General features: G+C 71.8%; 21 protein-coding genes and 1 pseudogene. 14 read left to right on the top strand and 8 right to left on the bottom strand.

The features are described from left to right. The first annotated feature begins 15 nt into the window (after window positions 1-15). On the top strand, window positions 16-1464 hold the full coding sequence (locus PYS65_RS13790; RefSeq protein WP_279334259.1) for an NAD(P)H-quinone dehydrogenase: 1449 nt from the start codon (window positions 16-18) through the stop codon (window positions 1462-1464). A 166-nt stretch (window positions 1465-1630) separates the two neighbouring features. Then, window positions 1631-2593 (top strand): DeoR/GlpR family DNA-binding transcription regulator, encoded by a 963-nt coding sequence (locus PYS65_RS13785; RefSeq protein ID WP_279334258.1) that lies wholly within the window; start codon window positions 1631-1633, stop codon window positions 2591-2593. 79 nt (window positions 2594-2672) lie between these two features. Here PYS65_RS13785 and PYS65_RS13780 read toward each other — a convergent pair whose 3' ends face one another. Continuing rightward, window positions 2673-4448: an acetyl/propionyl/methylcrotonyl-CoA carboxylase subunit alpha gene (locus tag PYS65_RS13780; RefSeq protein ID WP_279334257.1), complete on the bottom strand. Its 1776-nt coding sequence runs from the start codon at window positions 4446-4448 to the stop codon at window positions 2673-2675. A gap of 364 nt (window positions 4449-4812) precedes the next feature. On the opposite strand from PYS65_RS13780, the gene PYS65_RS13775 reads away from it, so the two are divergent. Next, on the top strand, window positions 4813-5310 hold the full coding sequence (locus PYS65_RS13775) for a hypothetical protein (protein ID WP_279334256.1): 498 nt from the start codon (window positions 4813-4815) through the stop codon (window positions 5308-5310). On the opposite strand, the gene PYS65_RS13770 is transcribed toward PYS65_RS13775, so the two are convergent. The 4 genes from PYS65_RS13770 to PYS65_RS13755 all read right to left on the bottom strand — a co-directional run bounded on the left by PYS65_RS13770 (window position 5279) and on the right by PYS65_RS13755 (window position 8033). Further along, window positions 5279-5905, bottom strand: a complete 627-nt coding sequence (locus PYS65_RS13770; RefSeq protein WP_279334255.1) for a Maf family protein — start codon at window positions 5903-5905, stop codon at window positions 5279-5281. The genes PYS65_RS13775 and PYS65_RS13770 overlap by 32 nt on opposite strands. Window positions 5906-5936: 31 nt before the next feature. Beyond that, window positions 5937-6065, bottom strand: coding sequence for a morphogenic membrane protein MmpB (gene mmpB, locus PYS65_RS13765; protein WP_279334254.1), 129 nt, complete (start codon window positions 6063-6065; stop codon window positions 5937-5939). A gap of 92 nt (window positions 6066-6157) precedes the next feature. After that, window positions 6158-6367, bottom strand: a complete 210-nt coding sequence (locus tag PYS65_RS13760; RefSeq protein ID WP_279334253.1) for an acyl-CoA carboxylase epsilon subunit — start codon at window positions 6365-6367, stop codon at window positions 6158-6160. 76 nt (window positions 6368-6443) lie between these two features. Further along, on the bottom strand, window positions 6444-8033 hold the full coding sequence (locus PYS65_RS13755) for an acyl-CoA carboxylase subunit beta (protein ID WP_279334252.1): 1590 nt from the start codon (window positions 8031-8033) through the stop codon (window positions 6444-6446). Window positions 8034-8252: 219 nt separating this feature from the next. Here PYS65_RS13755 and PYS65_RS13750 point away from each other — a divergent pair, with 219 nt between their 5' ends. Further along, window positions 8253-9161, top strand: a complete 909-nt coding sequence (locus PYS65_RS13750; RefSeq protein ID WP_279334251.1) for a biotin--[acetyl-CoA-carboxylase] ligase — start codon at window positions 8253-8255, stop codon at window positions 9159-9161. A gap of 201 nt (window positions 9162-9362) precedes the next feature. Then, a complete protein-coding gene (locus PYS65_RS13745; RefSeq protein WP_279334250.1) occupies window positions 9363-10553 on the top strand; it encodes an adenylate/guanylate cyclase domain-containing protein in 1191 nt (396 codons plus the stop codon). 81 nt (window positions 10554-10634) lie between these two features. On the opposite strand, the gene PYS65_RS13740 is transcribed toward PYS65_RS13745, so the two are convergent. Next, the gene (locus PYS65_RS13740) at window positions 10635-11378 is read right to left on the bottom strand and encodes a hypothetical protein (RefSeq protein ID WP_279334249.1); all 744 of its coding nucleotides are present in this window, start codon (window positions 11376-11378) and stop codon (window positions 10635-10637) included. Window positions 11379-11592: 214 nt separating this feature from the next. Between PYS65_RS13740 and PYS65_RS13735 the strand changes: the two genes are divergently transcribed. The 3 genes from PYS65_RS13735 to hutH all read left to right on the top strand — a co-directional run bounded on the left by PYS65_RS13735 (window position 11593) and on the right by hutH (window position 15452). Further along, a complete protein-coding gene (locus tag PYS65_RS13735; protein WP_279334248.1) occupies window positions 11593-12393 on the top strand; it encodes an enoyl-CoA hydratase/isomerase family protein in 801 nt (266 codons plus the stop codon). Window positions 12394-12602: 209 nt separating this feature from the next. Continuing rightward, on the top strand, window positions 12603-13751 hold the full coding sequence (locus PYS65_RS13730) for a GGDEF domain-containing protein (RefSeq protein WP_279334247.1): 1149 nt from the start codon (window positions 12603-12605) through the stop codon (window positions 13749-13751). Between the two features lie 81 nt (window positions 13752-13832). Further along, complete coding sequence (gene hutH / locus PYS65_RS13725; protein WP_387040227.1) at window positions 13833-15452, top strand: histidine ammonia-lyase; 1620 nt, start codon at window positions 13833-13835, stop codon at window positions 15450-15452. Window positions 15453-15509: 57 nt separating this feature from the next. Here hutH and PYS65_RS13720 read toward each other — a convergent pair whose 3' ends face one another. Next, the gene (locus PYS65_RS13720) at window positions 15510-15944 is read right to left on the bottom strand and encodes a hypothetical protein (protein WP_279334245.1); all 435 of its coding nucleotides are present in this window, start codon (window positions 15942-15944) and stop codon (window positions 15510-15512) included. A 108-nt stretch (window positions 15945-16052) separates the two neighbouring features. On the opposite strand from PYS65_RS13720, the gene PYS65_RS13715 reads away from it, so the two are divergent. The 4 genes from PYS65_RS13715 to PYS65_RS13700 all read left to right on the top strand — a co-directional run bounded on the left by PYS65_RS13715 (window position 16053) and on the right by PYS65_RS13700 (window position 20426). Continuing rightward, on the top strand, window positions 16053-16439 hold the full coding sequence (locus tag PYS65_RS13715) for a hypothetical protein (protein WP_279334244.1): 387 nt from the start codon (window positions 16053-16055) through the stop codon (window positions 16437-16439). 339 nt (window positions 16440-16778) lie between these two features. Then, entirely contained in the window at window positions 16779-18029 is a 1251-nt protein-coding gene (locus PYS65_RS13710) for a L,D-transpeptidase (RefSeq protein WP_279337942.1), read from the top strand. 154 nt (window positions 18030-18183) lie between these two features. Further along, window positions 18184-19656 carry an ABC transporter permease gene (locus PYS65_RS13705; protein WP_279334243.1) on the top strand — a complete coding sequence of 491 codons (1473 nt, stop codon included), beginning with the start codon at window positions 18184-18186 and terminating at the stop codon, window positions 19654-19656. 86 nt (window positions 19657-19742) lie between these two features. Further along, window positions 19743-20426, top strand: coding sequence for an ABC transporter ATP-binding protein (locus PYS65_RS13700; RefSeq protein WP_109383279.1), 684 nt, complete (start codon window positions 19743-19745; stop codon window positions 20424-20426). Between the two features lie 26 nt (window positions 20427-20452). On the opposite strand, the pseudogene PYS65_RS13695 reads toward PYS65_RS13700, so the two are convergent. Continuing rightward, window positions 20453-20592: pseudogene (locus PYS65_RS13695) on the bottom strand (ATPase); the annotation flags it as partial. On the opposite strand from PYS65_RS13695, the gene PYS65_RS13690 reads away from it, so the two are divergent. Further along, complete coding sequence (locus PYS65_RS13690; RefSeq protein ID WP_279334242.1) at window positions 20546-20782, top strand: hypothetical protein; 237 nt, start codon at window positions 20546-20548, stop codon at window positions 20780-20782. The pseudogene PYS65_RS13695 and the gene PYS65_RS13690 sit on opposite strands and share 47 nt — an antisense overlap. 178 nt (window positions 20783-20960) lie before the next feature. Beyond that, window positions 20961-24335, top strand: a complete 3375-nt coding sequence (locus PYS65_RS13685; protein ID WP_423836087.1) for a S8 family peptidase — start codon at window positions 20961-20963, stop codon at window positions 24333-24335. The last annotated feature ends 155 nt before the right edge of the window (window positions 24336-24490 follow it).

Raw genomic sequence — 24490 nt, 5'->3', positions numbered from 1 at the left:
GGAGTGTGCGGGACAATGGAGCACGTGACTCGGATCGTGATCATCGGTGGCGGACCCGGCGGATACGAAGCGGCGCTGGTCGCCGCGCAGCTCGGCGCGGAGGTGACCGTCGTCGACTCCGACGGTCTGGGCGGGGCGTCGGTGCTCACCGACTGCGTGCCCTCGAAGACCCTGATCGCCACGGCCGAGGTGATGACCACCTTCGACTCCTCCTACGAGGAACTCGGCATCATCGTGGCCGACGACACCCCGCACGTGGAGCAGGCCGCCCGGGTGGTGGGCGTGGACCTGGGGAAGGTGAACCGCCGGGTGAAGCGGCTGGCCCTGGCCCAGTCGCACGACATCGCCGCGTCCGTGACACGGGCCGGTGCGCGGGTGCTGCGCGGGCGGGGGCGGCTCGAGGGCATGCAGGCCCTGGACGGGTCGCGCAAGGTCGTGGTCCGGGCCGCCGACGGATCCGAGGAGACGCTGACCGCCGACGCGGTGCTCATCGCCACCGGCGGTCACCCCCGCGAGCTGCCCGACGCGCGGCCCGACGGCGAGCGCATCCTCAACTGGACGCAGGTGTACGACCTGAACGAGCTCCCCGAGGAGCTCATCGTGGTCGGTTCCGGTGTGACCGGTGCCGAGTTCGCCGGTGCCTACCAGGCGCTGGGGTCGAAGGTGACGCTCGTGTCCTCGCGCGACCGGGTGCTGCCGGGTGAGGACCCGGACGCCGCCGCGGTGCTGGAGGACGTCTTCCGCCGGCGCGGCATGAACGTCATGGCGCGTTCGCGCGCGCAGTCCGCCAAGCGGGTCGGGGACCGGGTGGAGGTGACCCTCGCCGACGGGCGGGTCATCACCGGGTCGCACTGCCTGATGGCCGTCGGCGCCATCCCGAACTCCGCGGGCATGGGGCTCGAGGAGGCCGGGGTCAAGCTGCGCGAGTCGGGGCACATCTGGACCGACAGGGTGTCCCGGACCACCGCTCCGGGCGTGTACGCGGCCGGCGACGTCACCGGCGTCTTCGCGCTGGCGTCGGTGGCGGCGATGCAGGGGCGGATCGCCATGTACCACTTCCTGGGCGACGCGGTGGCTCCGCTGAACCTGAAGACCGTCTCGTCGAACGTCTTCACCGACCCCGAGATCGCCACCGTCGGCTACAGCCAGGCCGAGGTCGACTCCGGGAAGATCGACGCGCGGGTCGTGAAGCTGCCGCTGCTGCGCAACCCCCGCGCGAAGATGCAGGGCATCCGCGACGGCTTCGTCAAGATCTTCTGCCGGCCGGGCACCGAGATCGTGGTGGGCGGCGTCGTCGTGGCGCCGCGCGCCTCGGAGCTCATCCACCCCATCTCGCTCGCGGTCGACAACAACCTGACGGTCGAGCAGATCGCGAACGCCTTCACCGTGTACCCCTCGTTGTCGGGGTCGATCGCCGAGGTGGCACGGCAGCTGCACACGCGCAAGGTGACGGGAGAGTCCTGACGGCTTAAACCAACTCCCGGTGGGTCACGGGGAGTTGCCGGATAGGTGTTCGGCATATGCGGGACGACTAGGGCTTATACCACTCGGCGGTCGGGTGTACGAACAACTTCTGCTATTCAGCGCAAAGTGCTGAAAGCCGACGGTCGCTGGCGTTACTGTCAGTTTCGTGTTCGCTGCAGAACGTCGCCAATTGATCCTCGAAATGGTGCGAGCGAACGGGGCCGTGTCGCTCCGTGAGCTCGCCCGCGTCGTCCAGACCTCCGAAGTGACCGTACGGCGGGACGTGCGCGCGCTGGAGGCAGAAGGACTCCTCGACCGCCGGCACGGCGGTGCGGTACTCCCGGGCGGGTTCACCCGGGAGTCCGGTTTCCCGCAGAAGTCGCATCTCGCGACCGCCGAGAAGACCGCCATCGCCGACCTCGCCGCCGGTCTCGTGGAGGAGGGCGAGGCCATCGTGGTCGGTGCGGGCACCACCACGCAGGAGCTGGCCCGCCGGCTGGCCCGGGTGCCCGGTCTGACCGTCGTCACCAACTCCCTGCTCGTGGCCCAGGCGTTGGCGCACGCCAACCGGGTGGAGGTCGTGATGACCGGCGGTACGCTCCGCGGTTCGAACTACGCCCTCGTCGGCAGCGGGGCCGAGCAGTCCCTCCAGGGACTGCGGGTGTCCAGGGCGTTCCTCTCCGGGAGCGGGCTGACCGCCGAGCGGGGGCTGTCCACGTCCAACATGCTGTCGGCCTCCGTCGACCGGGCGCTGGTGCAGGCCGCCGCGGAGGTGGTGGTCCTCGCCGACCACGGCAAGCTCGGCATGGACACCATGTTCCAGACCGTGCCCACGGACGTCATCACCCGCCTGGTGACGGACGAGCCGCCCGCGCACGACGACCGGGCCGGCACCGAGTTGCAGGCGCTCGCCGACCGGGGCGTGCAGATCGCCGTGGCCGGGGCGCCGGGAGGTGCCGCGGGCCCGGGGGGTGACACGGCCCCGGCACGTCAGCAGCAGCGCCGGGACATGCCGCTGCCGGGGCCGCGTCGACAGGGTCCGGGGCTGCGCTCGGCCGTGGCCCTGGGAGCGGCCGAACAGGCCCAGAGCGCGGAGCGGGCGCGCGTCGCGGACCTGCGCAGGCGGTGATGACGCCGGGCGCCCGGCGGGGCCTGTGCGGCTCCGCCGGGCGCCCGGGGGTACAGGCGCGGGTCCGGTGTGGTGCGGATCAGTCCTTGATCTCGCAGATGACCGCGCCGGAGGTGACGGACGCGCCGACCTCGGCGCTCAGCGCCTTGACGGTGCCCGAGCGGTGCGCGTTCAGCGGCTGTTCCATCTTCATCGCCTCCAGCACCACCACCAGGTCGCCCTCCTGGACCTGCTGGCCCTCCTCGACGGCGATCTTGACGATGGTGCCCTGCATCGGGGAGGCCAGGGTGTCGCCGGAGGCGGCCGGGCCGGACTTCCTGGCCGCCCGCCGCTTGGGCCGGGCGCCGGCCGCCAGCCCGGTGCGGGCCAGCGACATGCCCAGCGAGGCGGGCAGCGAGACCTCCAGGCGCTTGCCGCCGACCTCGACCACCACGGTCTCGCGGCCCGCGTCCTCCTCGTCGGCCTCGGCGTCGGTGCCGGCCGTGAACGGCTTGATGTCGTTGACGAACTCGGTCTCGATCCAGCGGGTGTGCACGCTGAACGGGCCGTCCTGGCCGTGCAGCTCGGGGGCGAAGGCCGGGTCGGCCACCACCGCGCGGTGGAAGGGGATGGCGGTGGCCATGCCCTCGACGGTGAACTCGTCCAGGGCGCGGGCGGCGCGCTGCAGGGCCTCGGCGCGGGTGCGGCCGGTGACGATCAGTTTGGCCAGCAGCGAGTCCCAGGCCGGGCCGATCACGCTGCCGGACTCCACCCCGGCGTCCAGGCGCACGCCGGGTCCGGTGGGCGGGGCGAAGGCGGTCACCGTGCCGGGGGCGGGCAGGAAGTTGCGGCCCGGGTCCTCGCCGTTGATGCGGAACTCGAAGGAGTGGCCGCGCAGCGGCGGGTCGTCGTAGCCCAGCGGCTGGCCGTCGGCGATGCGGAACATCTCGCGGACCAGGTCGAGGCCGGCGACCTCCTCGGTGACCGGGTGTTCGACCTGCAGGCGGGTGTTGACCTCCAGGAAGGAGATGGTGCCGTCGGCGCCGACCAGGAATTCCACGGTGCCGGCGCCGACGTAGCCGGCCTCCTTGAGGATGGCCTTGGAGGAGGCGTACAGCTCGGCCACCTGGGTGTCGGAGAGGAAGGGGGCGGGGGCCTCCTCGACGAGTTTTTGGTGGCGGCGCTGCAGCGAGCAGTCGCGGGTGGAGACGACCACCACGTTGCCGTGGGTGTCGGCCAGGCACTGGGTCTCCACGTGCCGGGGTTGGTCCAGGTAGCGCTCGACGAAGCATTCGCCGCGGCCGAAGGCGGCGGTGGCCTCGCGGACCGCGGAGTCGTAGAGCTCGGGGATCTCCTCCAGGGTGCGGGCGACCTTCAGGCCGCGGCCGCCGCCGCCGAAGGCGGCCTTGATGGCGATGGGCAGGCCGTGCTGCTTCGCGAAGGCGAGGACCTCCTCGGCCCCGGTGACCGGGTCGGGGGTGCCGGCCACCAGGGGGGCGCCGGCGCGTTGGGCGATGTGCCGGGCGGCGACCTTGTCGCCCAGGTTGCGGATGGCGGCCGGGGGCGGGCCGATCCAGGTCAGGCCGGCGTCCAGGACGGCCTGGGCGAAGTCGGCGTTCTCGGAGAGGAAGCCGTAGCCGGGGTGGATGGCGTCCGCGCCGGACTCGGCGGCGGCCTTGAGGACCTTGTCGCTGTCCAGGTAGCTGGTGGCCGGGGTGTCACCGCCCAGGGCGAAGGCCTCGTCCGCGGCGCGGACGTGCAGAGCGTCCCGGTCCGGGTCGGCGTAGACGGCGACGCTGGTGAGGCCGGCGTCCCGGCAGGCCCGGGCCACACGGACAGCGATTTCGCCACGGTTGGCGATGAGCACCTTGCGCACGATTGAGGCTCCCTCCTTGAAACAAGCCGAGTTTAGGGACTGCCGACACGGCACTACGACCTGTCCCCATGGGTGAGCTTGCCCACACGGAGTGTGATCCGGTGCTCGCTCGACCCGCGAAATCCCATGTCGCACCTTGGTACGCAAGACTCCTTCGGGAAACCCTAGCCTTCTCATGTGCTCAAGGTCTCTGTGAGAGCGTGCTGCGGCCCACTACGTTTTTTTGTCGAGTCCCTACGAATGGCCCAATGGTTCTCTGCCCTTCGCGGGACCCTTGTCCCCGGCTTTACTTGCCAGTAGCGTTCGCGCTGCCTCGAACGTACTCGGGGTAACCACAGTCGTGCGCGAAAGTGGGTGGGGGCCGGTGGTCCGCAGACCGGTGGCGTGGATCGTGGCGCTCGTGCTCTGCGTCGAGGCGCTCGGCGTCGGGGCGGTGAACTGGTTCCTCGGGGTGGTCGTCGACCGGCAGCACATGTCGCTGGCCGGCCTCGACTCGCACCTGATGTCGGTGTCCTCGAAGGCCGGCGGCATCGTCCTCGGGCTCCACTTCGCGCTGTGCGGCCTCGTCGCGCTGCTGGTCGCCCTGCGCGACCGCGCCCCCGCCGGACCGGGCAGGGCGCTGCTGATCAGCGCCGCCGTGGTGCACGCGCTGCTCGGCGCGCTCGGGTGGGGCCTGGTCGGCCCGCACGCCTTCCTGTACATGGTGGTGGTGCTGGGCCTCGTCGTCCTGCTGCTGATGACGCACGACCACCCGGACGCGCCCGTCGCCCCCGTATCTGCCGCTCCCGTGCCCGCCGGTCCCGCGCCCCGCGGTGCCGACGGGGCCCCGGTCACGCCTCCGGCGGCGCCCACAGCTCCGTGATGCCGACGCCCAGCTCGGCCAGCAGGCGCCGCACCAGCGGCAGGCTGATGCCGATGACGTTCCCGTGGTCGCCGTCGATGCCCTCGATGAACGGGGCCGAGCGGCCGTCCAGGGTGAACGCCCCCGCGACCCGGAGCGGTTCGCCGGACGCGACGTAGGCGGCGATCTCCTCGTCCGTGGGTTCGCCGAAACGGACCACGGTGGACGCGGTGGCGGAGGCGTACCGACTGCCCTCGGCGAGGGTGTCGTAGACGCAGTGGCCGGTCTGCAGGATGCCCGCACGGCCCCGCATCGCCTTCCAGCGAGCGGTGGCCTCCTCGGCGTCGCTCGGCTTGCCGAGGGCCCGGCCGTCCAGTTCGAGCACCGAGTCGCAGCCGATCACCAGTGCGCCCTTGACCTCGGGCTTCGCGGCGACGACGGAGGCCTTCGCCTCGGCGAGGGCGAGTGCCAGTTCGGCCGGGGTGGGCGCGGTGACGGCGTCCTCGTCGACACCGCTGACGACCACCTCGGGGTCGAGTCCGGCCTGGCGGAGCAGCCCGAGCCGGGCGGGGGACTGGGAGGCGAGCACGAGCCGGCGGCGGAGCTGATCTGTCATGCGGTCAGCGTATCGGCGTGGGCCGGATGCCTCACCTCACGCCGATCACGAGCATCGCGAGCACCATGGCCAGCGCCACGAGAACGCCCAGCCGCCGCAGCATGTCCTGGGTGTCCCGCAGTTCCTTGGGCGGCTCGTTCTCGGGGTCGGACCACAGCATGTCCTCCATGCTCCGGCGGCGACCCCCGGGGTGCCTGAGTACGCGTACTCAACTTCCCCGGGCGTCACCGCCGGCCGGTGCGTCGGACGGCCCTACCCGCCCGGCCAGTACGTCCGTGACCAAGCCGTCGGCCCCGGCTGGGGCAGGTGGCGGGCGGCGATGCGGGACGGGTCGGACCAGGAGTCGCGGGGGGCGTCCGCGCCGGACGGCGAGGCGGACGCCGCCGCGGCGCGGACGCGGACCACCGCCAGTGCGGCGGCGAGCTCCTCCGGGGTGGGGTTGCCCCGTACGACCTTGATCACAGCGGCTCCTGGGGGGGGGCGAGAAGGCGGGCTGGAAGAGGGGGGTTGGAAGAGGGCTGGGGGGGGTCGGCGGGGGTCAGAGGGGGATGTTGCCGTGTTTCTTGGGCGGCAGCGTCTCGCGTTTGGTGCGCAGCTGGCGCAGTCCGCGGACCAGGTGGCGGCGGGTCTCGGAGGGCATGATCACCGCGTCCACGTAGCCGCGCTCGGCCGCGGCATAGGGGTTGAGCAGGGCGTCCTCGTACTCCCGCATCAGCTGGGCGCGGGCGGCCTCGGGGTCTTCGGCGCCGGCGATGGTGCGCCGGTGCAGGATGTTGACCGCGCCCTGGGCGCCCATCACCGCGATCTGCGCGGTGGGCCAGGCCAGGTTCAGGTCGGCGCCCAGGTGTTTGGAGCCCATCACGTCGTAGGCGCCGCCGAACGCCTTGCGGGTGATGACCGTGATCAGCGGGACGGTGGCCTCCGCGTAGGCGAAGATCAGTTTGGCGCCGCGGCGGATGATGCCGTCGTGTTCCTGGTCCACCCCGGGCAGGAAGCCGGGCACGTCCACGAAGGTGATCACCGGCAGGTTGAAGGCGTCGCAGGTGCGCACGAAGCGGGCGGCCTTCTCGCTGGCGGTGATGTCCAGGCAGCCGGCCAGCTGCAGCGGCTGGTTGGCCACGATCCCGACGGGGCGGCCCTCGATGCGGCCGTAGCCGGTGAGGATGTTCGGGGCGAACAGCGGCTGGGTCTGGAGGAACTCGCCGTCGTCCAGCACGTGCTCGATGACGGTGTGCATGTCGTAGGGCTGGTTGGCGGAGTCCGGGACCAGGACGTCCAGTTCCCGGTCGGTGCCGGTCAGCTCCAGGTCGGCTTCCTGGGGGAAGGCGGGCGCCTCGGCGAGGTTGTTGGAGGGCAGGTAGGACAGCAGCTGCTGGACGTACTCGATGGCGTCCTTCTCGTCGCCGGCCAGGTGGTGGGCCACCCCGGAGGCGGTGTTGTGGGTGCGGGCGCCGCCCAGCTCCTCGAAGCCGACGTCCTCGCCGGTGACCGTCTTGATCACGTCCGGTCCGGTGATGAACATGTGCGACGTCCGGTCGACCATGACGGTGAAGTCGGTGATCGCCGGGGAGTAGACCGCGCCGCCCGCGCACGGGCCCAGGACCAGGGAGATCTGCGGGATCACGCCGGAGGCGTGGGTGTTGCGGCGGAAGATCTCGCCGTAGGCGCCCAGTGAGGCCACGCCCTCCTGGATGCGGGCGCCGCCGGAGTCGTTGATGCCGATGACGGGGCAGCCGGTCTTCAGGGCGAAGTCCATCACCTTGACGATCTTCTGGCCGTAGACCTCGCCCAGGGCGCCGCCGAAGACGGTGAAGTCCTGGGAGAAGACGGCGACGGGGCGGCCGTCGACGGTGCCGTAGCCGGTGATGACGCCGTCGCCGTAGGGGCGGTTGGTCTCCAGGCCGAAGCCGGTGGAGCGGTGCCGGGCGAACTCGTCCAGCTCCACGAAGGAGTCCTCGTCCAGCAGCAGGGCGATCCGTTCCCGGGCGGTCAGTTTGCCCTTGGCGTGCTGTTTCTCCACCGCGCGCTGCGAGCCGGCGTGCGTGGCCTGGTCGATACGTTGTTGCAGGTCCGCGAGCTTCCCCGCGGTCGTACGCATGTCAGGCTGCTGCTCTTCCGGCTCGGACATCGGGATGCGGCTCCCTGCCTGCTCATAAGGCCCATAAGGGGGGACGGTTACTCATCCGTAGCGTAGTGCGGGCTCCCGGGGTCGGCAGTGCGGTCTATCCCACACGCCGGGCCTCTTCCCAGACCGGAGAACGCGATTCCGTGCCGGCGGTCGCAGGCCGGCGGACGACGGGTCCGCCCGCGCTGCGGGAGGAAGACCGCCGAACCTAGGGTTGCCCGCATGACTCAGTCACCTGATGACGAAGGTACGCCCGGCGGGCAGCGTCCGCCGCGGCCGGAGCGGTCGCAGCGCTGGTCCGACCTCGACCGCCCCCCGCTGAACGCCGCCGGCCTGCGCAGGGGGCTGGTGCGCGCCGGCGGGCTGTGGCGGCAGGTCGACGTGGTGCAGCGCACCGGCTCCACCAACTCCGATCTGGTGGCCCGTGCCGCCGCGGGGAAGGCGGAGGAGGGGACCGTCCTCGTCGCCGAGGAGCAGACCGCCGCGCGGGGCCGCCTGGACCGGCACTGGACGGCCCCGGCCCGCTCCGGACTCTCCTTCTCCGTGCTGCTCCGGCCCACCGAGGTGCCCGTGGCCCGCTGGGGCTGGCTGACGCTGCTCACCGGCGTCGCGGTGGCGACCGGACTGTCCCGGACGGCGGGCGTCGACACCGCCCTGAAGTGGCCCAACGACCTGCTCGTCACCGTCGGCGGCGAGGAGCGCAAGGCCGGCGGCATCCTCGCGGAGCTGGCCGGTGCCGACGGGGTGGTGATCGGCGTCGGCATCAACGTCAGCCTGCGCGCCGACGAGCTGCCGGTGCCCACCGCCGGGTCGCTGGCGCTGGCGGGCGCGGTGAACACCGACCGGGACCCGCTGCTGCGCGGGGTGCTGCGGTCGCTGGAGGAGTGGTACGGGCGCTGGCGGGCCGCGGGCGGCGATCCGGCGGTGAGCGGCCTGCAGGAGACGTACGCCGCGGGGTGCGCGACGCTCGGGCGGACGGTGCGGGCCGAGCTGCCGGGGGGCAGGGCGCTGGTGGGCGAGGCGGTCGCGGTCGACGGGGACGGGCGGCTGGTGCTGGCGACGGAGGCCGGGGTGCAGGAACCGGTGGGAGCGGGGGACATCGTGCACGTGCGCCCCGTCGAGGGCGGGTGACGGGGTCCGGGGCGGGCCCGGGCGGGGGCGCGGTGGGCGCACGCGGATGCGGATGCGGGTGCCCACGGTGGGTACACCGATGACGAATGCGCCGGTCGTGCCACCTGTCGAGCCGACCGGGCGGAGTGAGCTGGCGCACACCTGCCGTAGAGTTGAGGGCGGTCGATACATGGCCGTGGCAGATCGGAAGGGCAGCAACGCGTGACCGTCGACGACTCGGGCTCCGGTACGGAAGCGCAGGGCCGCGCGGAGCCTCCCCAGCCCTCGAGTCCTCCTGATCGGGAGGAGTCCCCTGATCGGAGGAGCCGACGGGGGGACGACTCCCGTTCCGCCGACAACGGCGAGGACCCGCTCGCTCTGCGTCTCGAACAGCTCATCCTGGGCGCCGAGCGCCGTTACACCCCTTTTCAGGCGGCGCGCAGCGCCAGCGTCACCGTGGAAACGGCCACGCGCTTCTGGCGGGCCATGGGATTCGCGGACGTAGGACAGGCCAAGGCGCTGACCGAGGCCGACGTCCTGGCCCTGCGCCGGCTGGCCGGTCTGGTGGAGGCGGGGCTGCTCAGCGAGGCCATGGCCGTGCAGGTGGCGCGGTCCACGGGACAGACCACCGCGCGACTGGCCGAGTGGCAGATCGACTCCTTCCTGGAAGGGCTGACCGAGCCGCCCGAGCTGGGCATGACCCGCACCGAGGTCACGTATCCCATCATCGAGCTGCTCCTGCCCGAGCTGGAGGAGTTCCTCGTCTACGTCTGGCGGCGGCAACTCGCCGCCTCGGCCGGGCGGGTGCTCCAGGCGGCAGACGACGAGGAGATGGTGGACCGGCGGCTCGCCGTCGCGTTCGCGGACCTCGTCGGGTTCACCCGGCTCACCCGGCGGATGGAGGAGGAGGAACTCGGCGAGCTCGTCGAGGCCTTCGAGACGACCGCCGCCGACCTGGTGGCCGCGCGCGGCGGGCGGCTCATCAAGACCCTCGGCGACGAGGTGCTCTACGCCGCCGACGACGCGGGGACGGCCGCGGAGATCGCCATGCTGCTGATCGAGACGATGGCGAACGACGAGACGATGCCTGAGCTGCGGGTCGGCATGGCCTTCGGCACCGTCACCACCCGGATGGGTGATGTCTTCGGTACGACGGTGAACCTCGCCTCCCGGCTCACCTCGATAGCTCCTCGTGACGGCGTGCTCATCGACACCGCGTTCGCCGAGGAGCTGATCCGCACCGAAGACGCCCCCGCCTCCGAGGCGGCCGCTGCCGAGGCGGCGGCCTCGGCGGAGAAGGAGGGCGAGAAGCCTCCGGCGTACCGCTTCGCGCTGCAGCCGATGTATCAGCGGCCGGTGCGTGGTCTGGGCGTGGTGGAACCCTGGCTGCTCACCCGCCGGGACGGCTCCTGACGCTTCCTGTCGGCCGCCCCGGCCGGTCCTGCCTGTTCAACCGGTCCTGTCTGTTCGACCTGTCCTGCCTGTTCGGTCTGTTCAGCCGCTGAGAGCCAGGTCGGCGTCGACGCACAGGCCGATGATCGGTACGCAGAGGAGAGGGCCGTCGTCCGTTTGGCCCGGCCGGTCCGCCGGCGGGGGTGGTGGTGTCTGCCGGTCCGGTGGCGGCTTCGGTTTCGGGTGTGGTGGCTTCGGCTGAGACGGTGTGCCGCCCGGAGGGCCCGGTGGGGGCCCGCCCGGTGCGGCGTCGACGGGGGGCGGCGCTCCGGGGGCGTTCGGCCCGTTCGGAGTACTCGGTGCGTTCGGTGCGGCCGGGGTCGGGGCGGTGAGGGCCGGTGTCGTGGCGGTCGGTGCGGCGGCTCTGCCCGCCGGAGCGGACGGTGCGAGCGGTGAGCCGCTCGCACCACCCAGGACGGTGGGCGAGGAAGGGCTCGCCTCCGGGGCGGGGGATGCCGGACCCGCGGTGGGGGCGCCGGCGGTGCTGTCGGAACCGTCGGCGTCGGCCGGGCCGGGGCTTGCGGCATTCGCGGTGTCCGGGACCGGGCGGGGGCCGGCCTCGGCTCCGATGTCCCCGGGGCCGGGGTCGGACGCCAGGCGTACGAGGCTCAGGGCGCCGATCGCCAGGGTCAGACCGCCGACGGCCAGCAGCAGCTTCCGGGGGCGCGGTCTGCGGTGCCGGCCCCGGATGCGCGCGCTGAAGAGGGCGAATCCGGTGTGTGCCGGTGCCCGGTCGGCCGCGTCCGGTGCGGTGGGCTGTGGCCTGGTCGGCGTGTTCGTCGTCATGCGATTCCTCCCCCTGCGGACGCGCCCCCAACGCGCCGCGGTGCTGCGCACGTTATGCGTTCCGGCCCGGGTCCGGGCCGGAGCGGGCGGGATATCACTCGAACGGGTGGACGGGGGGTGAGGAGGGAACTGGACGTACGCCCTTTTGCCGGGTGGGTTCCGGCTGCGATGATCGGGGGCGACGGATGTTAACCCGCGTTAACCGGAGGGTGTCATGAGTGAGGAACGGTTCGGGGAGTTCGTGCTGGTGCGGCGGCATGAGCAGGGGCATGTCGCGGAGCTCGTCCTCGACCGGCCCAAGGCCATGAACGCGGTCTCGACCGAGATGGCCCGGTCCGTCGCCGGAGCCTGCGCGGAGCTGGGGGGAGACCCGGAGGTGCGGGCGGTGGTGCTGACCTCGTCGCACGAACGGGCCTTCTGCGTCGGGGCCGACCTGAAGGAGCGCAATTCCTTCAGTGACGCCGATCTGGTCCGTCAGCGGCCGGTGGCGCGCGGGGCCTACACCGGTGTGCTGGAGCTGCCGGTGCCGACCGTGGCGGCGGTGCACGGGTTCGCGCTGGGGGGCGGTTTCGAGCTGGCCCTGTCCTGCGATGTGATCGTGGCCGACCGCACCGCCGTGCTGGGACTGCCCGAGGTGTCCGTCGGGGTGATTCCGGGCGGCGGCGGCACGCAGTTGCTGCCCAGGCGGGTGGGGGCGGCCCGGGCCGCCGAGCTGATCTTCACGGCGCGTCGGGTGGAGGCCGCCGAAGCCCGTGAACTGGGCCTCGTCGACGAGTTGGTGGAGGCGGGGCGGGACCGGGAGGCGGCGCTGGCCATGGCCGCCCGGATCGCCGCGAACTCACCGGTGGGCCTGCGGGCCGCCAAGCGGGCACTGCGTCTGGGGCAGGGGCTGGATCTGCCCGCCGGGCTCGAGGTGGAGGACGCCGCCTGGCGGTCGGTGGCGTTCTCGGGCGACCGCGCGGAGGGCGTCGCCGCCTTCAACGAGAAGCGCAAGCCGAACTGGCCGGGGCGGTGACGGGCGTCAGGGCGGTGACGGTCCGGCAACGGGCGGGCGACGAGCGGCGGGCGGGCGGTGGTGGGCGGGCGGGCGGTGGTGGACGGGCGGGCGGTGGTGGACGGGCGGTGGTGGGCGGAGCCCCGCCCACCTGCGGCGACTCGCCTCGGCGGCTCCCCATTCGCTCCTTAAATCTCCCGATTAGTGCGGAACGTCCCTAGCCTGGAGGGATGGGTGAGGACAGCCGGCTGGCGGCCGTGGTGGCACTGGCGCAGGGCATGGCCGCCGTGCAGGGCTCGCAGGAGGTCTGGCGGGCCGCGGCCCTCGGAGCCTGCCGGGCGCTCGGCGGGGGTTTCGCCGCGCTGTCCGTGTGGGAGCGGGAGCTGGGGCGGCTGCGGGTCCTGGTGAACGTCGGCGAGCTGGCACCGGGCGAGGAGGAGTTCCCGGAGGGCGAGGCCTATCCCGTGCACCAGTTCGCCGAGATCGCCGAGTTCCTGCACGAGCGGTGGGCCGGTGGCGGCGAGCCCGACGCCTGGGTGGAGACCGCCGAGGGGTCGGCGGAGGCAAGTCCCGGCGCCTGTCATCAGCGGGTCGCGGCTCTGCGGCGGCGCGGGCGCGGCTGCTGCGTGGTCGCCCCGATCGTGCTGCACGGGAGGGCGTGGGGGGAGCTGTACGTGGCCCGGCCGGTGGGGGCGCCCGTCTTCGGGCGCGGTGACGCCGACTTCGCGATGGTGCTGGCCGCCGTCGTCGCCGCCGGGCTCGCGCAGAGCGAGCGGCTGGAGGAGGCGCAGCGGCTGGCGTACACGGACGCGCTCACCGGGCTCGCCAACCGTCGGGCGGTGGACGTGCGCCTCGACGAGGCGATCGAGCGGCATCGCGAGGACGGGGCGGTGGTCAGCCTCGTCGTGTGCGATGTCAACGGGCTCAAGCGGGTCAACGACACGCAGGGGCACGCCGTCGGTGACCGGCTGCTGGAGCGGTTCGGGAGCGTGCTGTCCCTGTGCGGGGCCATGCTGCCGGGAGCACTGGCGGCGCGGCTCGGCGGGGACGAGTTCTGTCTGCTGGTGGTGGGGCCGTCCGCCGGAGAGGTCGTCAAGGTGGCCGACGAAGTGTGCCGCCGTGCGGTGGAGTCGGGGATCGGGGACGGGGTGGCCTGCGGGGTGGCCTCCACCGGCGACCCCATCGGGCCGGTGCTCTCCGCCCGGCGGCTCTTCCGGCTGGCCGACGCGGCGCAGTACCGCGCCAAGGCCGAGCGGGCCACCCGTCCCGTCGTCGCCGGGCGTGCGGGACCGGGCGACCCGGTCGTACGGCTGGCGGACGAGCCCGCGCGGAACGCGGACGGAGAGCGCCGCCGTTTCCGGGGCCGGCACTCGCCTTAGGCGTACTGAACCTGTAAGGGGTGAGCGCGGGTTCCAGTGATGACATCATTGAATTCACTGCGTACTCTCCTGAATATGGATATGCACACTGTGGTGAACGGGGAAGGCGCGCGGCACGGCCTGGGAAGGGTGGTGCTGGGAGACGGGCGGGCGTCCGCGGTGACCGCGTCCGACGTGCTCGCCGTGGCACGTGGCGGTGCCCGTGTCGAGCTCTCCGGCGAGGCGCTGGCCGCCCTCGCCGCGTCCCGCGGGATCGTGGACGCCCTGGCCGCCGAGCCGGACCCCGTGTACGGGGTGAGCACCGGCTTCGGTGCCCTGGCGACCCGGTACATCGGCCCGGAACTGCGCGGGCGGCTGCAGCGCAACATCGTCCGCTCGCACGCCGCCGGCATGGGCCCCCGCGTCGAGCGGGAGGTCGTGCGCGCCCTGATGTTCCTGCGGCTGAAGACCCTCTGCTCCGGGCACACCGGCGTACGCCCCGAGGTCGCGCAGACCATGGCCGACGTGCTGAACGCCGGGATCACCCCGGTCGTGCACGAGTACGGCTCGCTCGGCTGCTCCGGTGACCTGGCCCCGCTGTCCCACTGCGCCCTCGCGCTGATGGGCGAGGGGGAGGCCGAGGGGCCCGACGGGACCCTGCGCCCCGCCGGTGAACTGCTCGCCGCGCACGGGATCCGGCCTCTCGAACTGCGCGAGAAGGAAGGGCTGGCCCTCCTCAACGGCACCGACGGCATGCTCGGCATGCTCGTCATGGCTCTCGCCGACCTCGACGTCCTGTACCGGTCCGCCGACGTCACGGCCGCCCTGAGCCTGGAGGCACTGCTCGGCACCGACAAGGTGCTCGCCCCCGAACTGCACGCCCTTCGCCCGCACCCGGGCCAGGCCGCCAGCGCCGCCAACATGCTGGCCGTACTCGCCGGTTCGGGGATGACGGGGCATCACCAGGACGACGCCCCGCGGGTCCAGGACGCCTACTCCGTGCGCTGCGCCCCGCAGGTCGCGGGCGCCGGACGGGACACCATCGCCCACGCCCGGCTGGTCGCCGAGCGCGAACTCGCCGCCGCCGTCGACAATCCGGTGGTGCTGCCCGCGGACACCGGACCGGGGGCGTCCGGCTCCGGGGGAGGGCGCGTCGAGTCCAACGGCAACTTCCACGGCGCCCCGGTGGCGTACGTGCTGGACTTCCTCGCCATCGCCGTCGCCGACCTCGGCTCCATCGCCGAGCGCCGCACCGACCGGCTGCTGGACAAGAACCGCAGCCACGGACTGCCGCCGTTCCTCGCCGACGACGCCGGTGTCGACTCGGGTCTGATGATCGCTCAGTACACGCAGGCCGCGCTGGTGAGCGAGCTGAAGCGGCTCGCCGTACCGGCGTCGGCGGACTCGATCCCGTCCTCCGCGATGCAGGAGGACCACGTCTCCATGGGCTGGTCGGCCGCGCGCAAGCTGCGGACCTCCGTCGACAACCTCACCCGGGTCATCGCGGTGGAGCTGTACGCCGCCGCGCGTGCCGTCGAACTGCGCGAGGGGCTGAGGCCGGCGCCCGCGACCCGGGCCGTCGTCGAGGCCGCGCGGAAGGCGGGCGTGGGCGGCCCCGGCCCGGACCGTCATCTCGCACCCGACCTCGCCGCGGCGGAGGCGTTCGTGCGCGACGGCCGGCTGCTGGCGGCGGTGGAAGAGGTCACCGGCCCGCTGCGGTGAGGTTCACAGGGGGCGGGGCGCCGGAGGCGGGCTCATCTCGGGGAACGGCCAAGGGAGTCAGAAGTCCAGGCGCTCCCGGCGCACCGAGTAGGCGACGAAGCCCGCGCCGAGGGTGAGGCAGGCGGTGCCGCCGAGGATGTACGGCGTGCTGTCGAAGCTGCCGGTGGCGGCGAGTCTGACCTGCCCGTCGGCGGCGTCGACACCCCCTGAGGACGCTGAAGACGCCGCCGACACGGACGACACCTCCGTTGCCGGCGAGACCTCCGTCGCGGACGGCGCTGACACCGCGGACGGAGCCGCAGTCGTCGGCGCTATGGACGAGGTGCTGGACAGGACCCTCGCCTGCTCCGTGACCTGCGGAGACGGGCTTGTCGAGGGCGTACCTCCCGCCGGGAGGTCGGAGGTCGCGTTGGCGGACGGGACGAACCACAGGGCGCACAGCAGGGTGCCCGCGGCGGTGGCGGTCAGCAACGGACGGAGAGCGGATGACACGGAATATCGATCCCCTTGTGGCGCTGGCTAATTGGCCGTGTGGGCTGATGTTAGTGAAAGTCGCGGGTCACGGGAAAGTCACGGGTCCCGGAGCCGTACGCTCCGGGCATGAGCACTCCAGAGACGTCACGGTTTGTGAGGCTTCGCGTCGACCTCGTCCTCCAGGTCGACGACGAGAAAGCGGTGACCAGCGCCGCGCTGGCGAGGATCGCGGACGACGGCGACATGACGGACGACGAACGGCTGCCCGCCCGGAACACGGTGAACGAGGACGCGGCCGAGGCCCTCGCGTATCTCGTCGACCCCTTCAACCTGGTCGGCGACGTGCCGGGGGTGGAACTCCAGCAGGCCTCGTGGAGCAGCGAGCAGATCGACTACGACCCGGACTCGCCGGAGTGGGACCTCGACGAGGGCGACGGCTACGAGCTTTACGACGTGTCAGACAAAAGCGATGACAAGGGCGAACAGGATGATGCGGGCAACTCAGGCAATTAGGATAAAACGCATGATGGTGATTAAGCGGTGTAATAGGGGGAGTTGGTCGGCGGGGGCGGTCCGGAAAAGGTGAGTCGCGCCAGGTCGACGTGACTGGACGAGGCGGTGTGGGGGAAATCGTGACCTCGGGCGGCAACCGCGGCCCGGGGTCATGTCGTCTTGGTCGGGGCACGGGTTGAAACCCCGCCCGGCCGCGCTGGACGTGGTGCGCCCCACATTCGTGCCCCATGGGGAACGGGACCCACCGGTCGTAGCGTTGAAGTGATTGACGGGGACTCTCGGCTTCGGGCGCGGGAAACCGCGGGGTTCGGGGAAGCGGCGATGATGGAGAAGCGTGTGATGACGGACGGTAAGCGGCGCAGGGGTCTGATGGCTGCGTCCGCTCTGCTCGGTGGAGTGATGGTGCTCTCGGCATGCTCCGGCGGCGACACCGCCTCCGATGGGGACGGAGGCAAGGGCGGGTCGCAGGCCCAGGTCGACGAGGCGGCGGCCAAGAAGACCTCCGAGGCCCAGATCAAGATCACGCCGAAGGACGGCTCGAGCGGCGCCTCCATCAACAACTCCGCCACGGTGGCCGTGTCCAAGGGCACCCTCACCGAGGTGAAGATGACGACCACCGACGGCACCGCCGTCGAGGGCGAGATATCTGCCGACAAGAAGAGCTGGAAGCCCAGCGGCCAGCTGGAGCGCGCCACCACCTACAAGCTGTCGGTCAGCGCGGAGGACTCCGAGGGCCGCGCCGCCCACGAGAACGCGTCGTTCACCACGGTCGCCCCGGACAACAGCTTCATCGGCACCTTCACCCCGGACGACGGCTCGACCGTGGGCGTCGGCATGCCGGTGTCGATCAACTTCGACAAGGCGATCACCAACAAGGCCGAGGTCCAGAAGGGCATCACCGTCTCCAGCACCAGTGGTCAGGAGGTCGCCTGTCACTGGTTCAACGCCAACCGGATGGACTGCCGTCCCGAGGACTACTGGCAGGAGGACTCCACCGTCACCCTGAAGCTGGCGCTCGACGGCGTCGAGGGTGCCGAGGGTGTCTACGGCGTCCAGCAGAAGACGGTCAACTTCAAGATCGGCCGCAACCAGGTCTCGATCGTCGACGCCGCCACCAAGCAGATGAAGGTCACGCAGGACGGCAAGACCGTCCGGACCATCCCGATCTCCGCCGGGTCCCCCGAGAACAAGACGTGGGAGGGCCAGATGGTCGTCTCCGAGAAGTTCAAGGAGACCCGGATGGACGGTGCGACCGTCGGCTTCACCGACGACGACGGCAAGGGCGAGTACGACATCAAGGACGTGCCGCACGCCATGCGGCTGAGCAACTCCGGCACCTTCCTCCACGGCAACTACTGGGGCGCCAAGTCCATCTTCGGCAGTGCCAACACCAGCCACGGCTGCATCGGCCTGTCCGACACCCAGGGCGCGGGCGACCCGAACACGCCGGGCGCCTGGTTCTACGACAACTCCATCGTCGGTGACGTGGTCGTCGTGAAGAACACCGGTGACAAGACCATCGCCCCGGACAACGGCCTCAACGGCTGGAACATGGACTGGGCCCAGTGGAAGGCGGGTTCGGCGGTCTGACACCGGCCGCCCGGCGCAGCCCGCTCCACCTGGACGACGCCGCCGCCCGCCCCCTCGGGGGCGGGCGGCGGCATCGTCGTTTTCATGGGGTCTTCTCATCCGGCTCTCAGCGCGGACTCAACAGTTCATCAGGGACCGTCCCTAGCGTGCCGTCATGTTCTTCACCTACCTGAGGCGCGAACTGCGCCGCCGCAGAAAGGCGGCCCTCGTCGTCGCCTCCGGTCTCGCACTCGGCATCGCGCTGGTCATCGTGGTCAACTCCGTGTCCGCGGGCATGGGCAAGGCGCAGGAGAAGGTCCTGCAGTCGCTGTACGGACTGGGCACGGACATGACGGTCACCAAGGCCGCCGAGGCCTCGGCGGCCCAGGAACGGCCACGCTTCCGTTTCGACGCCCAGGAGGACGGTTCCGGCGAGGAGCAGAGCACCGACCACGTCATGGTGCAGGGCTTCCAGACCCTGGCGAGCTCCACCGTGGGCGAGGTCGGCGAACAGAGCGGTGTCGCCGACGCGGTGGGCGGTCTGAGCCTCCAGGTCGTCAAGGTCAGCGGCGAGTTCACCCGCGGACGCTTCCAGCAGGACGGCGGCCAGGACGGCCGGAGCGGTCAGAAGGGAGGGCCGGGCGGAGCCCAGCCGGCTCCCGAGGGGCGCGTGCAGGGCGGCGGCGCCGACTTCGACGTCAACAGCTACTCCGTCTACGGCACCGACGTCACCGAACCGGAACTCGGCCCGTTGACCTCCTCCCGGATCACCAGCGGCCGTACCTTCAAGGCGAGCGAGACCGACGCGAAGGTGGCCGTCGTCGACTCCGCCCACGCCAAGGAGAAGAAGCTCGAGACCGGTGACACGGTCACGGTCAAGGGCACCAAGTACAAGATCATCGGTATCGCCACCGCCGACAGCGGGGACGCCGCCGCCCACCTCTACATCCCGCTGAAGCAGGCTCAGGAACTCGCCGACGCCAAGGGCAAGGTCACCACGATCTACGTCAGGGCGACCGACTCCCAGCAGCTCGACGCCGTCAAGTCGGGCATCCAGAAGAACGTCGCGGGGACCACGGTCACCACCTCCGCCGACCTCGCGGACACCGTCTCCGGCTCGCTGTCCACCGCCTCCTCCCTCGCCACCGGCGTCGGCAAGTGGCTGTCGATCGCGGTGCTCGCGGCCGCGTTCCTCGTCGCCGGACTGCTCACCTCCTCGGCGGTCTCCCGCCGGGTGCGCGAGTTCGGCACGCTGAAGGCGCTGGGCTGGACGTCGGGCCGGGTGACCCGGCAGGTGGTCGGCGAGGCCGTCGTGCACGGCCTGGTCGGCGGGGCCCTCGGCATCGCGCTCGGGCTGGCGGGCGCGTACGCCGTCACCGCGGTCAGCCCCACCCTGCAGGCCCAGCTCGGCGGCGGAGGCGGCGGCGCGGGCGGCCCCGCCGGCGGTCCCGGCGGTGGTGGCATGGCCGGTCCCGTACGGCAGGCGGCCACCAAGACCCTCGACGTCGCCCTCACCGCGCCGGTCAGCCTCATCACCATCGCCCTCGCGGTCGGCCTCGCGGTGGCCGGCGGTCTCGTCGCCGGTGCCTTCGGCGGCTGGCGCGCCTCCCGCCTCCGGCCCGCGGACGCGCTGCGCCGCGTCGCATAGCACCCGCCCGGCGCCCGTCCGGGGCAGGCCCGGCGCAGGTCCGGGGCCCTCACGCCCGTAAGCACTCCAGGAGTTGACCCACACCCATGTACGAACTCAGAGGCGTCACCCGGCGCTACACCCGCGGCAGGGAAACCGTCCACGCCCTCGACGGCGTCGATCTGACGATCCCCGACGGAGACCGGCTCGTCATCCAGGGACCCACCGGCGGCGGCAAGTCCACGCTGCTGCAGATGCTCGGCGGCCTCGACCGGCCCAGCTCCGGCGAGGTCGTCCTCGACGGCACCGACCTCGCCACCCTGCCCGAGGCCCGGCTCACCCGGGTGCGCAGCGAGAACATCGGCTTCGTCTTCCAGTCCTTCAACCTGATCCCGACCCTCACCGCGCAGGAGAACGTCGAGACCGCCCTCGTACCGCTCGGGGTGCGGGCCAAGGAGCGGCGGGAGAAGGCCGCCGAGGCGCTGGCGTCGGTCGGGCTCGGCGAACGGCTCGGGCATCTGCCCGCCGAGATGTCCGGCGGGCAGCAGCAGCGGGTGGCCATCGCGCGGGCGCTGGTGAAGGAGCCGAAGGTGCTGCTCGCCGACGAACCCACCGGAAACCTCGACGAGTCGATGCGCGACGAGATCATGGACGTGCTGATCCGCATGTGGAAGGAGCTGGGGCTCACCTTCGTCATGGTCACCCACGACTCGTCCCTGGCGAAACGGGCACCGCGGGTGGCGACCATCCGCAAGGGCCGCATCACGGTGAAGGAGAACCCGGCCGCCTGACCGGGCACGCGGAAAGCGTGCGGCGACGCGCCCCGGCAGCCCTCCAGGAACTCGGTCCAGGAGCCGCCCTGCTTCTTGCTGCGCGACTCGACCACACCGTGCAGGTAATTGTGTTGAGGATGGCCAGGTCCTCCGGCTCACGGCAGGTGAGGGACACGACGGTGCTGCGCGGCTCGGCGATCTTCGGCTGGGCGAGTGCCATGGCGACGGTGCCGCCGCCGAGCTCGGTGCGCAGCAGGGTCTGGGTGTGGCCGCCGTTCGGCGCACGGTCCGCGCGGACGCCCGCCCGGACGTCCACGCGGGCGTCCGGGCAGGCGTCCGGGCATCCGGGCGGCCTCAACCCGTCGATCAGGTAACGGAGTTCCGGCAGTGGTGTCACAGATACCCGTCGACTCGGTGTTCTTCTCCTGAGCCTCTTGAGGCGTTTGAACACCACTCGGCATACTGCGTGATCCGGGGGGTGCGCACATGCGTACGAGACCACCCCCGGTCGGGTGAAGGGGAATTCGCCCGGCAACTCCGCTAGGGGGAACCTTGCGCAGACAATTCAAGAGAGCGCGCGCGACGGGCGCGGCCACGGTCGCCACGGCAGCCGCCGTGGCGCTCGTGGCGGGCATGACCGGCCCGGCCGCGGCGAACGGGGAACGGACGGCGGCGGGCACCGCGGCCGGTACGACGTACACGAACGCGGCGCAGTCGAAGGCGCCGTCCTCGGCGAAGACCAAGCACCGCATCACCCTCATCACCGGCGACCGGGTCGCCGTGGACGCCAAGGGCCGCGTGGTCGGCCTGGAGCGGGCCAAGGGGAGGGAGCACATACCCGTCCAGATCAGCAGGTCCGGCGGCCACACCCACGTCCTTCCGGCGGACGCCGCCCGGCTGATCGCGAGCGGCAAGCTCGACCGGCGGCTCTTCGACATCACCGAACTCGGCAAGGACGCCACCCGCCGCTCCCAGCAGCGCGGCCTGAAGGTCATCGTCGGGTACCAGGGACGCGCCACCGCCGCGAAGTCCGACGTCCGCGAGGCGGCCGACCTCCGCCGGACCCTCGGCACCCTGAACGCGGACGCGGTGCAGACCCCGCACGAGGACACCCCCGACCTGTGGGAGGCGGTCACCGACGGCGACCGGACCGCGTCCGGCATCGCCCACGTCTGGCTCGACGGCGTCCGCGAGGTGGCCCTCGACAAGTCCGTCGCGCAGATCGGCACCCCCAAGGCGTGGGCCGCCGGCTACGACGGCAAGGGCGTGAAGATCGCCGTCCTGGACACCGGTGTCGACGCGACCCACCCGGACCTGAAGGGCCAGGTGACCGCGTCCAAGGACTTCACCGGTTCGTCGGGCACCGGCGACAAGGTCGGCCACGGCACGCACGTCGCGGCGATCGCGGCCGGTACCGGAGCAAAGGGCGGGGGCAAGTACAAGGGCGTCGCCCCCGGTGCCAAGGTCCTCAACGGCAAGGTCCTCGACGACTCCGGCTTCGGTGACGACTCCGGCATCCTCGCCGGCATGGAGTGGGCGGCCGCACAGGGCGCCGACGTCGTCAACATGAGCCTGGGCGGCGGAGACACCGCCGAGATCGACCCGCTGGAAGCGGCGGTCAACAAGCTCTCCGCGGACCAGGGCATCCTGTTCGCCATCGCGGCGGGCAACGAGGGCCCGAAGTCGATCGGTTCGCCCGGCAGCGCCGACGCCGCCCTCACCGTGGGCGCCGTCGACGACAAGGACAAGCTCGCCGACTTCTCCTCCACCGGCCCCCGTACCGGTGACGGCGCGGTCAAGCCGGACGTCACCGCGCCCGGCGTCGACATCACGGCCGCCTCGGCCAAGGGCAACTTCATCGCCGAGGAGGTCGGCGAGAAGCCGGCCGGCTACATGTCCATCTCGGGCACGTCGATGGCGACCCCCCATGTCGCGGGCGCGGCCGCGCTCCTGAAGCAGCAGCATCCCGACTGGGCCTACACGGAGCTGAAGGGCGCGCTCACCGGCTCCACCAAGGGCGGCGCGTACACGGCGTTCCAGCAGGGCTCCGGGCGGGTCCAGGTCGACAAGGCCATCCAGCAGACGGTGATCGCCGACCCGGTCTCGGTGAGCTTCGGCGTCCAGCAGTGGCCGCACACCGACGACAAGCCGGTCACCAAGCAGCTGACCTACCGCAACCTCGGCACCGAGGACGTCACCCTGAAGCTGACGTCCACCGCCACCGACCCCAAGGGCAAGGCGGCCCCGGCCGGCTTCTTCACCCTGGGCGCCACCACGGTGACGGTCCCGGCGGGCGGCAAGGCCTCCGTCGACCTCACCGCCGACACCCGGCTCGGCGGCACGGTCGACGGCGCGTACTCGGCGTACGTGGTCGCGACCGGTGGCGGACAGAGCGTCCGCACGGCTGCGGGCGTGGAGCGGGAGGTCGAGTCCTACGACGTGACGCTCAAGGTCCTCGGCCGCAACGGCAAGGCCACCGGCGACTACATGGCCAGCCTGGACGCCCTCTCCGGCGCGGCGGCCGGCGAGTGGTTCATGCCCTACGACGCCGACGGCACCGTCACCGTCCGGGTGCCCAAGGGCAACTACCTCATGGACGCCGCGGTGTTCGCCGACTCCGAATCGGCGAAGTGGAAGGGCGCCGACTGGCTCTCCCAGCCGAAGCTGAGCGTCACCAAGAAGACCACGGTCACCCTGGACGCCCGCAAGGCCAAGCCGGTGAAGATCACCGTGCCGGACAAGGCGGCCAAGCCGGAGTTCGCCTTGGCCGACTACACCGTGGAGACGAAGAATTCCATCTCCGGCTCCGGCTGGTGGCTGGAGTCGTACGCCAACTTCCGCTCCGCCCACCTCGGCCCGCAGATCACCGACGGCTCGCTGACCCAGCAGTGGGACGCCCACTGGAGCAAGGGCGCCAAGGCGCAGTACAGCACCACCACCGGCGGCAAGGTCAAGAAGCTCGCCACCGGCTTCACCCGTACCTACAAGGCGTCCGAACTGGCCACGGTGAAGGTCGGCATGGGCTCGGCGGCGAGCGGCAAGAAGAAGGGCGCGGTCAGCGCCACCGGCTGGCTGCCGGACACCTTCTCCGCCTCCTCGATCGGCATCCCGCAGACCCTGCCCGGCACCCGCACCCTGTACCTGTCCACCAAGGGCGGGGTGAAGTGGGACCTCGGCTTCGAGCAGCACGGCGGTGTCGACGCGGAGGGCTGGCCGATCATCGAGGCCGGTTACACCGTCGGTGACTCACTGGCCTTCAAGGCCGGCAAGAAGTACTCCCGGACCGTGAACACGGCCGTCTTCGGGCCGCGTCTCACCTCGGATTCCGGCCTCTTCCGCGACGGCAACAGCATCTACGGGTACCTCCCGCTGTTCGCCGACGGCAAGGGCAACCCCGGCGTCTCCCTGTTCACCTCGGCCACCACCAGCCTCTACCGCAACGGCACCAAGGTCGGCTCCCACGGCGACCCGCTGCTCGGGGGAGAGGAGTTCACGGTTCCCTCCGGGGACGCCTCCTACAAGCTGACGACCTCGGTCAAGCGCAGCGCCAAGGTCTCCGCCGCCTCCACCCGCATCGACGCGAGCTGGACCTTCCGCTCCAAGAAGACCTCCGACGTGAAGAAGCTGCCCGTCTCCACGGCCCGCTTCCAGGCGGTCACCGGACTGGACAGCAAGGTCAAGGCGGGCAAGAAGGCCACCTTCCCGGTCACCGTCGAGGGCGCCGCCAAGGGCAAGAACCTCAAGTCCCTGACGGTGTACGTCTCCTACGACTCCGGGAAGACCTGGAAGAAGACCACCGTCAAGAAGGGCAAGATCACCGTCAAGAACCCCGCCAAGAAGAAGGCGATCTCCTTCCGCGCCAACATCGTCGACAAGAAGGGCAACAAGTCGACGGTCTCGATCTACCACGCCTACCACGGCAAGTGAGCCGCCCGCCGGCCCACTGCTGAGCACCGGGCGAGGGCCCGCCGGAAGCACGGCTTCCGGCGGGCCCTCCGCATGCGCGACGCCCGGCCCGCGGACCTCCCGGCCTGCACGCGCGGCTCTTGCGGACCGCTCCGGTCTGCGGGCCGCCCAGCTGC

The organism is Streptomyces cathayae (genome assembly GCF_029760955.1).
Taxonomy (GTDB): domain Bacteria; phylum Actinomycetota; class Actinomycetes; order Streptomycetales; family Streptomycetaceae; genus Streptomyces; species Streptomyces cathayae.
This window is presented reverse-complemented; position numbering and strand designations above follow the sequence as displayed.

What these genes read in the sequence shown, in the direction of transcription:
- hutH (WP_387040227.1), top strand. Translation starts at nt 13,833, where the DNA reads ATGCACACTGTGGTGAACGGGGAAGGCGCGCGGCACGGCCTGGGAAGG.
- PYS65_RS13705 (WP_279334243.1), top strand. Translation starts at nt 18,184, where the DNA reads ATGTTCTTCACCTACCTGAGGCGCGAACTGCGCCGCCGCAGAAAGGCG.
- PYS65_RS13730 (WP_279334247.1), top strand. Translation starts at nt 12,603, where the DNA reads ATGGGTGAGGACAGCCGGCTGGCGGCCGTGGTGGCACTGGCGCAGGGC.
- PYS65_RS13710 (WP_279337942.1), top strand. Translation starts at nt 16,779, where the DNA reads ATGACGGACGGTAAGCGGCGCAGGGGTCTGATGGCTGCGTCCGCTCTG.
- PYS65_RS13770 (WP_279334255.1), bottom strand. Translation starts at nt 5,905, where the DNA reads ATGACAGATCAGCTCCGCCGCCGGCTCGTGCTCGCCTCCCAGTCCCCC.
- PYS65_RS13750 (WP_279334251.1), top strand. Translation starts at nt 8,253, where the DNA reads ATGACTCAGTCACCTGATGACGAAGGTACGCCCGGCGGGCAGCGTCCG.
- PYS65_RS13755 (WP_279334252.1), bottom strand. Translation starts at nt 8,033, where the DNA reads ATGTCCGAGCCGGAAGAGCAGCAGCCTGACATGCGTACGACCGCGGGG.
- PYS65_RS13715 (WP_279334244.1), top strand. Translation starts at nt 16,053, where the DNA reads ATGAGCACTCCAGAGACGTCACGGTTTGTGAGGCTTCGCGTCGACCTC.
- PYS65_RS13735 (WP_279334248.1), top strand. Translation starts at nt 11,593, where the DNA reads ATGAGTGAGGAACGGTTCGGGGAGTTCGTGCTGGTGCGGCGGCATGAG.
- PYS65_RS13690 (WP_279334242.1), top strand. Translation starts at nt 20,546, where the DNA reads ATGGCCAGGTCCTCCGGCTCACGGCAGGTGAGGGACACGACGGTGCTG.
- PYS65_RS13700 (WP_109383279.1), top strand. Translation starts at nt 19,743, where the DNA reads ATGTACGAACTCAGAGGCGTCACCCGGCGCTACACCCGCGGCAGGGAA.
- mmpB (WP_279334254.1), bottom strand. Translation starts at nt 6,065, where the DNA reads ATGCTGTGGTCCGACCCCGAGAACGAGCCGCCCAAGGAACTGCGGGAC.
- PYS65_RS13740 (WP_279334249.1), bottom strand. Translation starts at nt 11,378, where the DNA reads ATGACGACGAACACGCCGACCAGGCCACAGCCCACCGCACCGGACGCG.
- PYS65_RS13790 (WP_279334259.1), top strand. Translation starts at nt 16, where the DNA reads ATGGAGCACGTGACTCGGATCGTGATCATCGGTGGCGGACCCGGCGGA.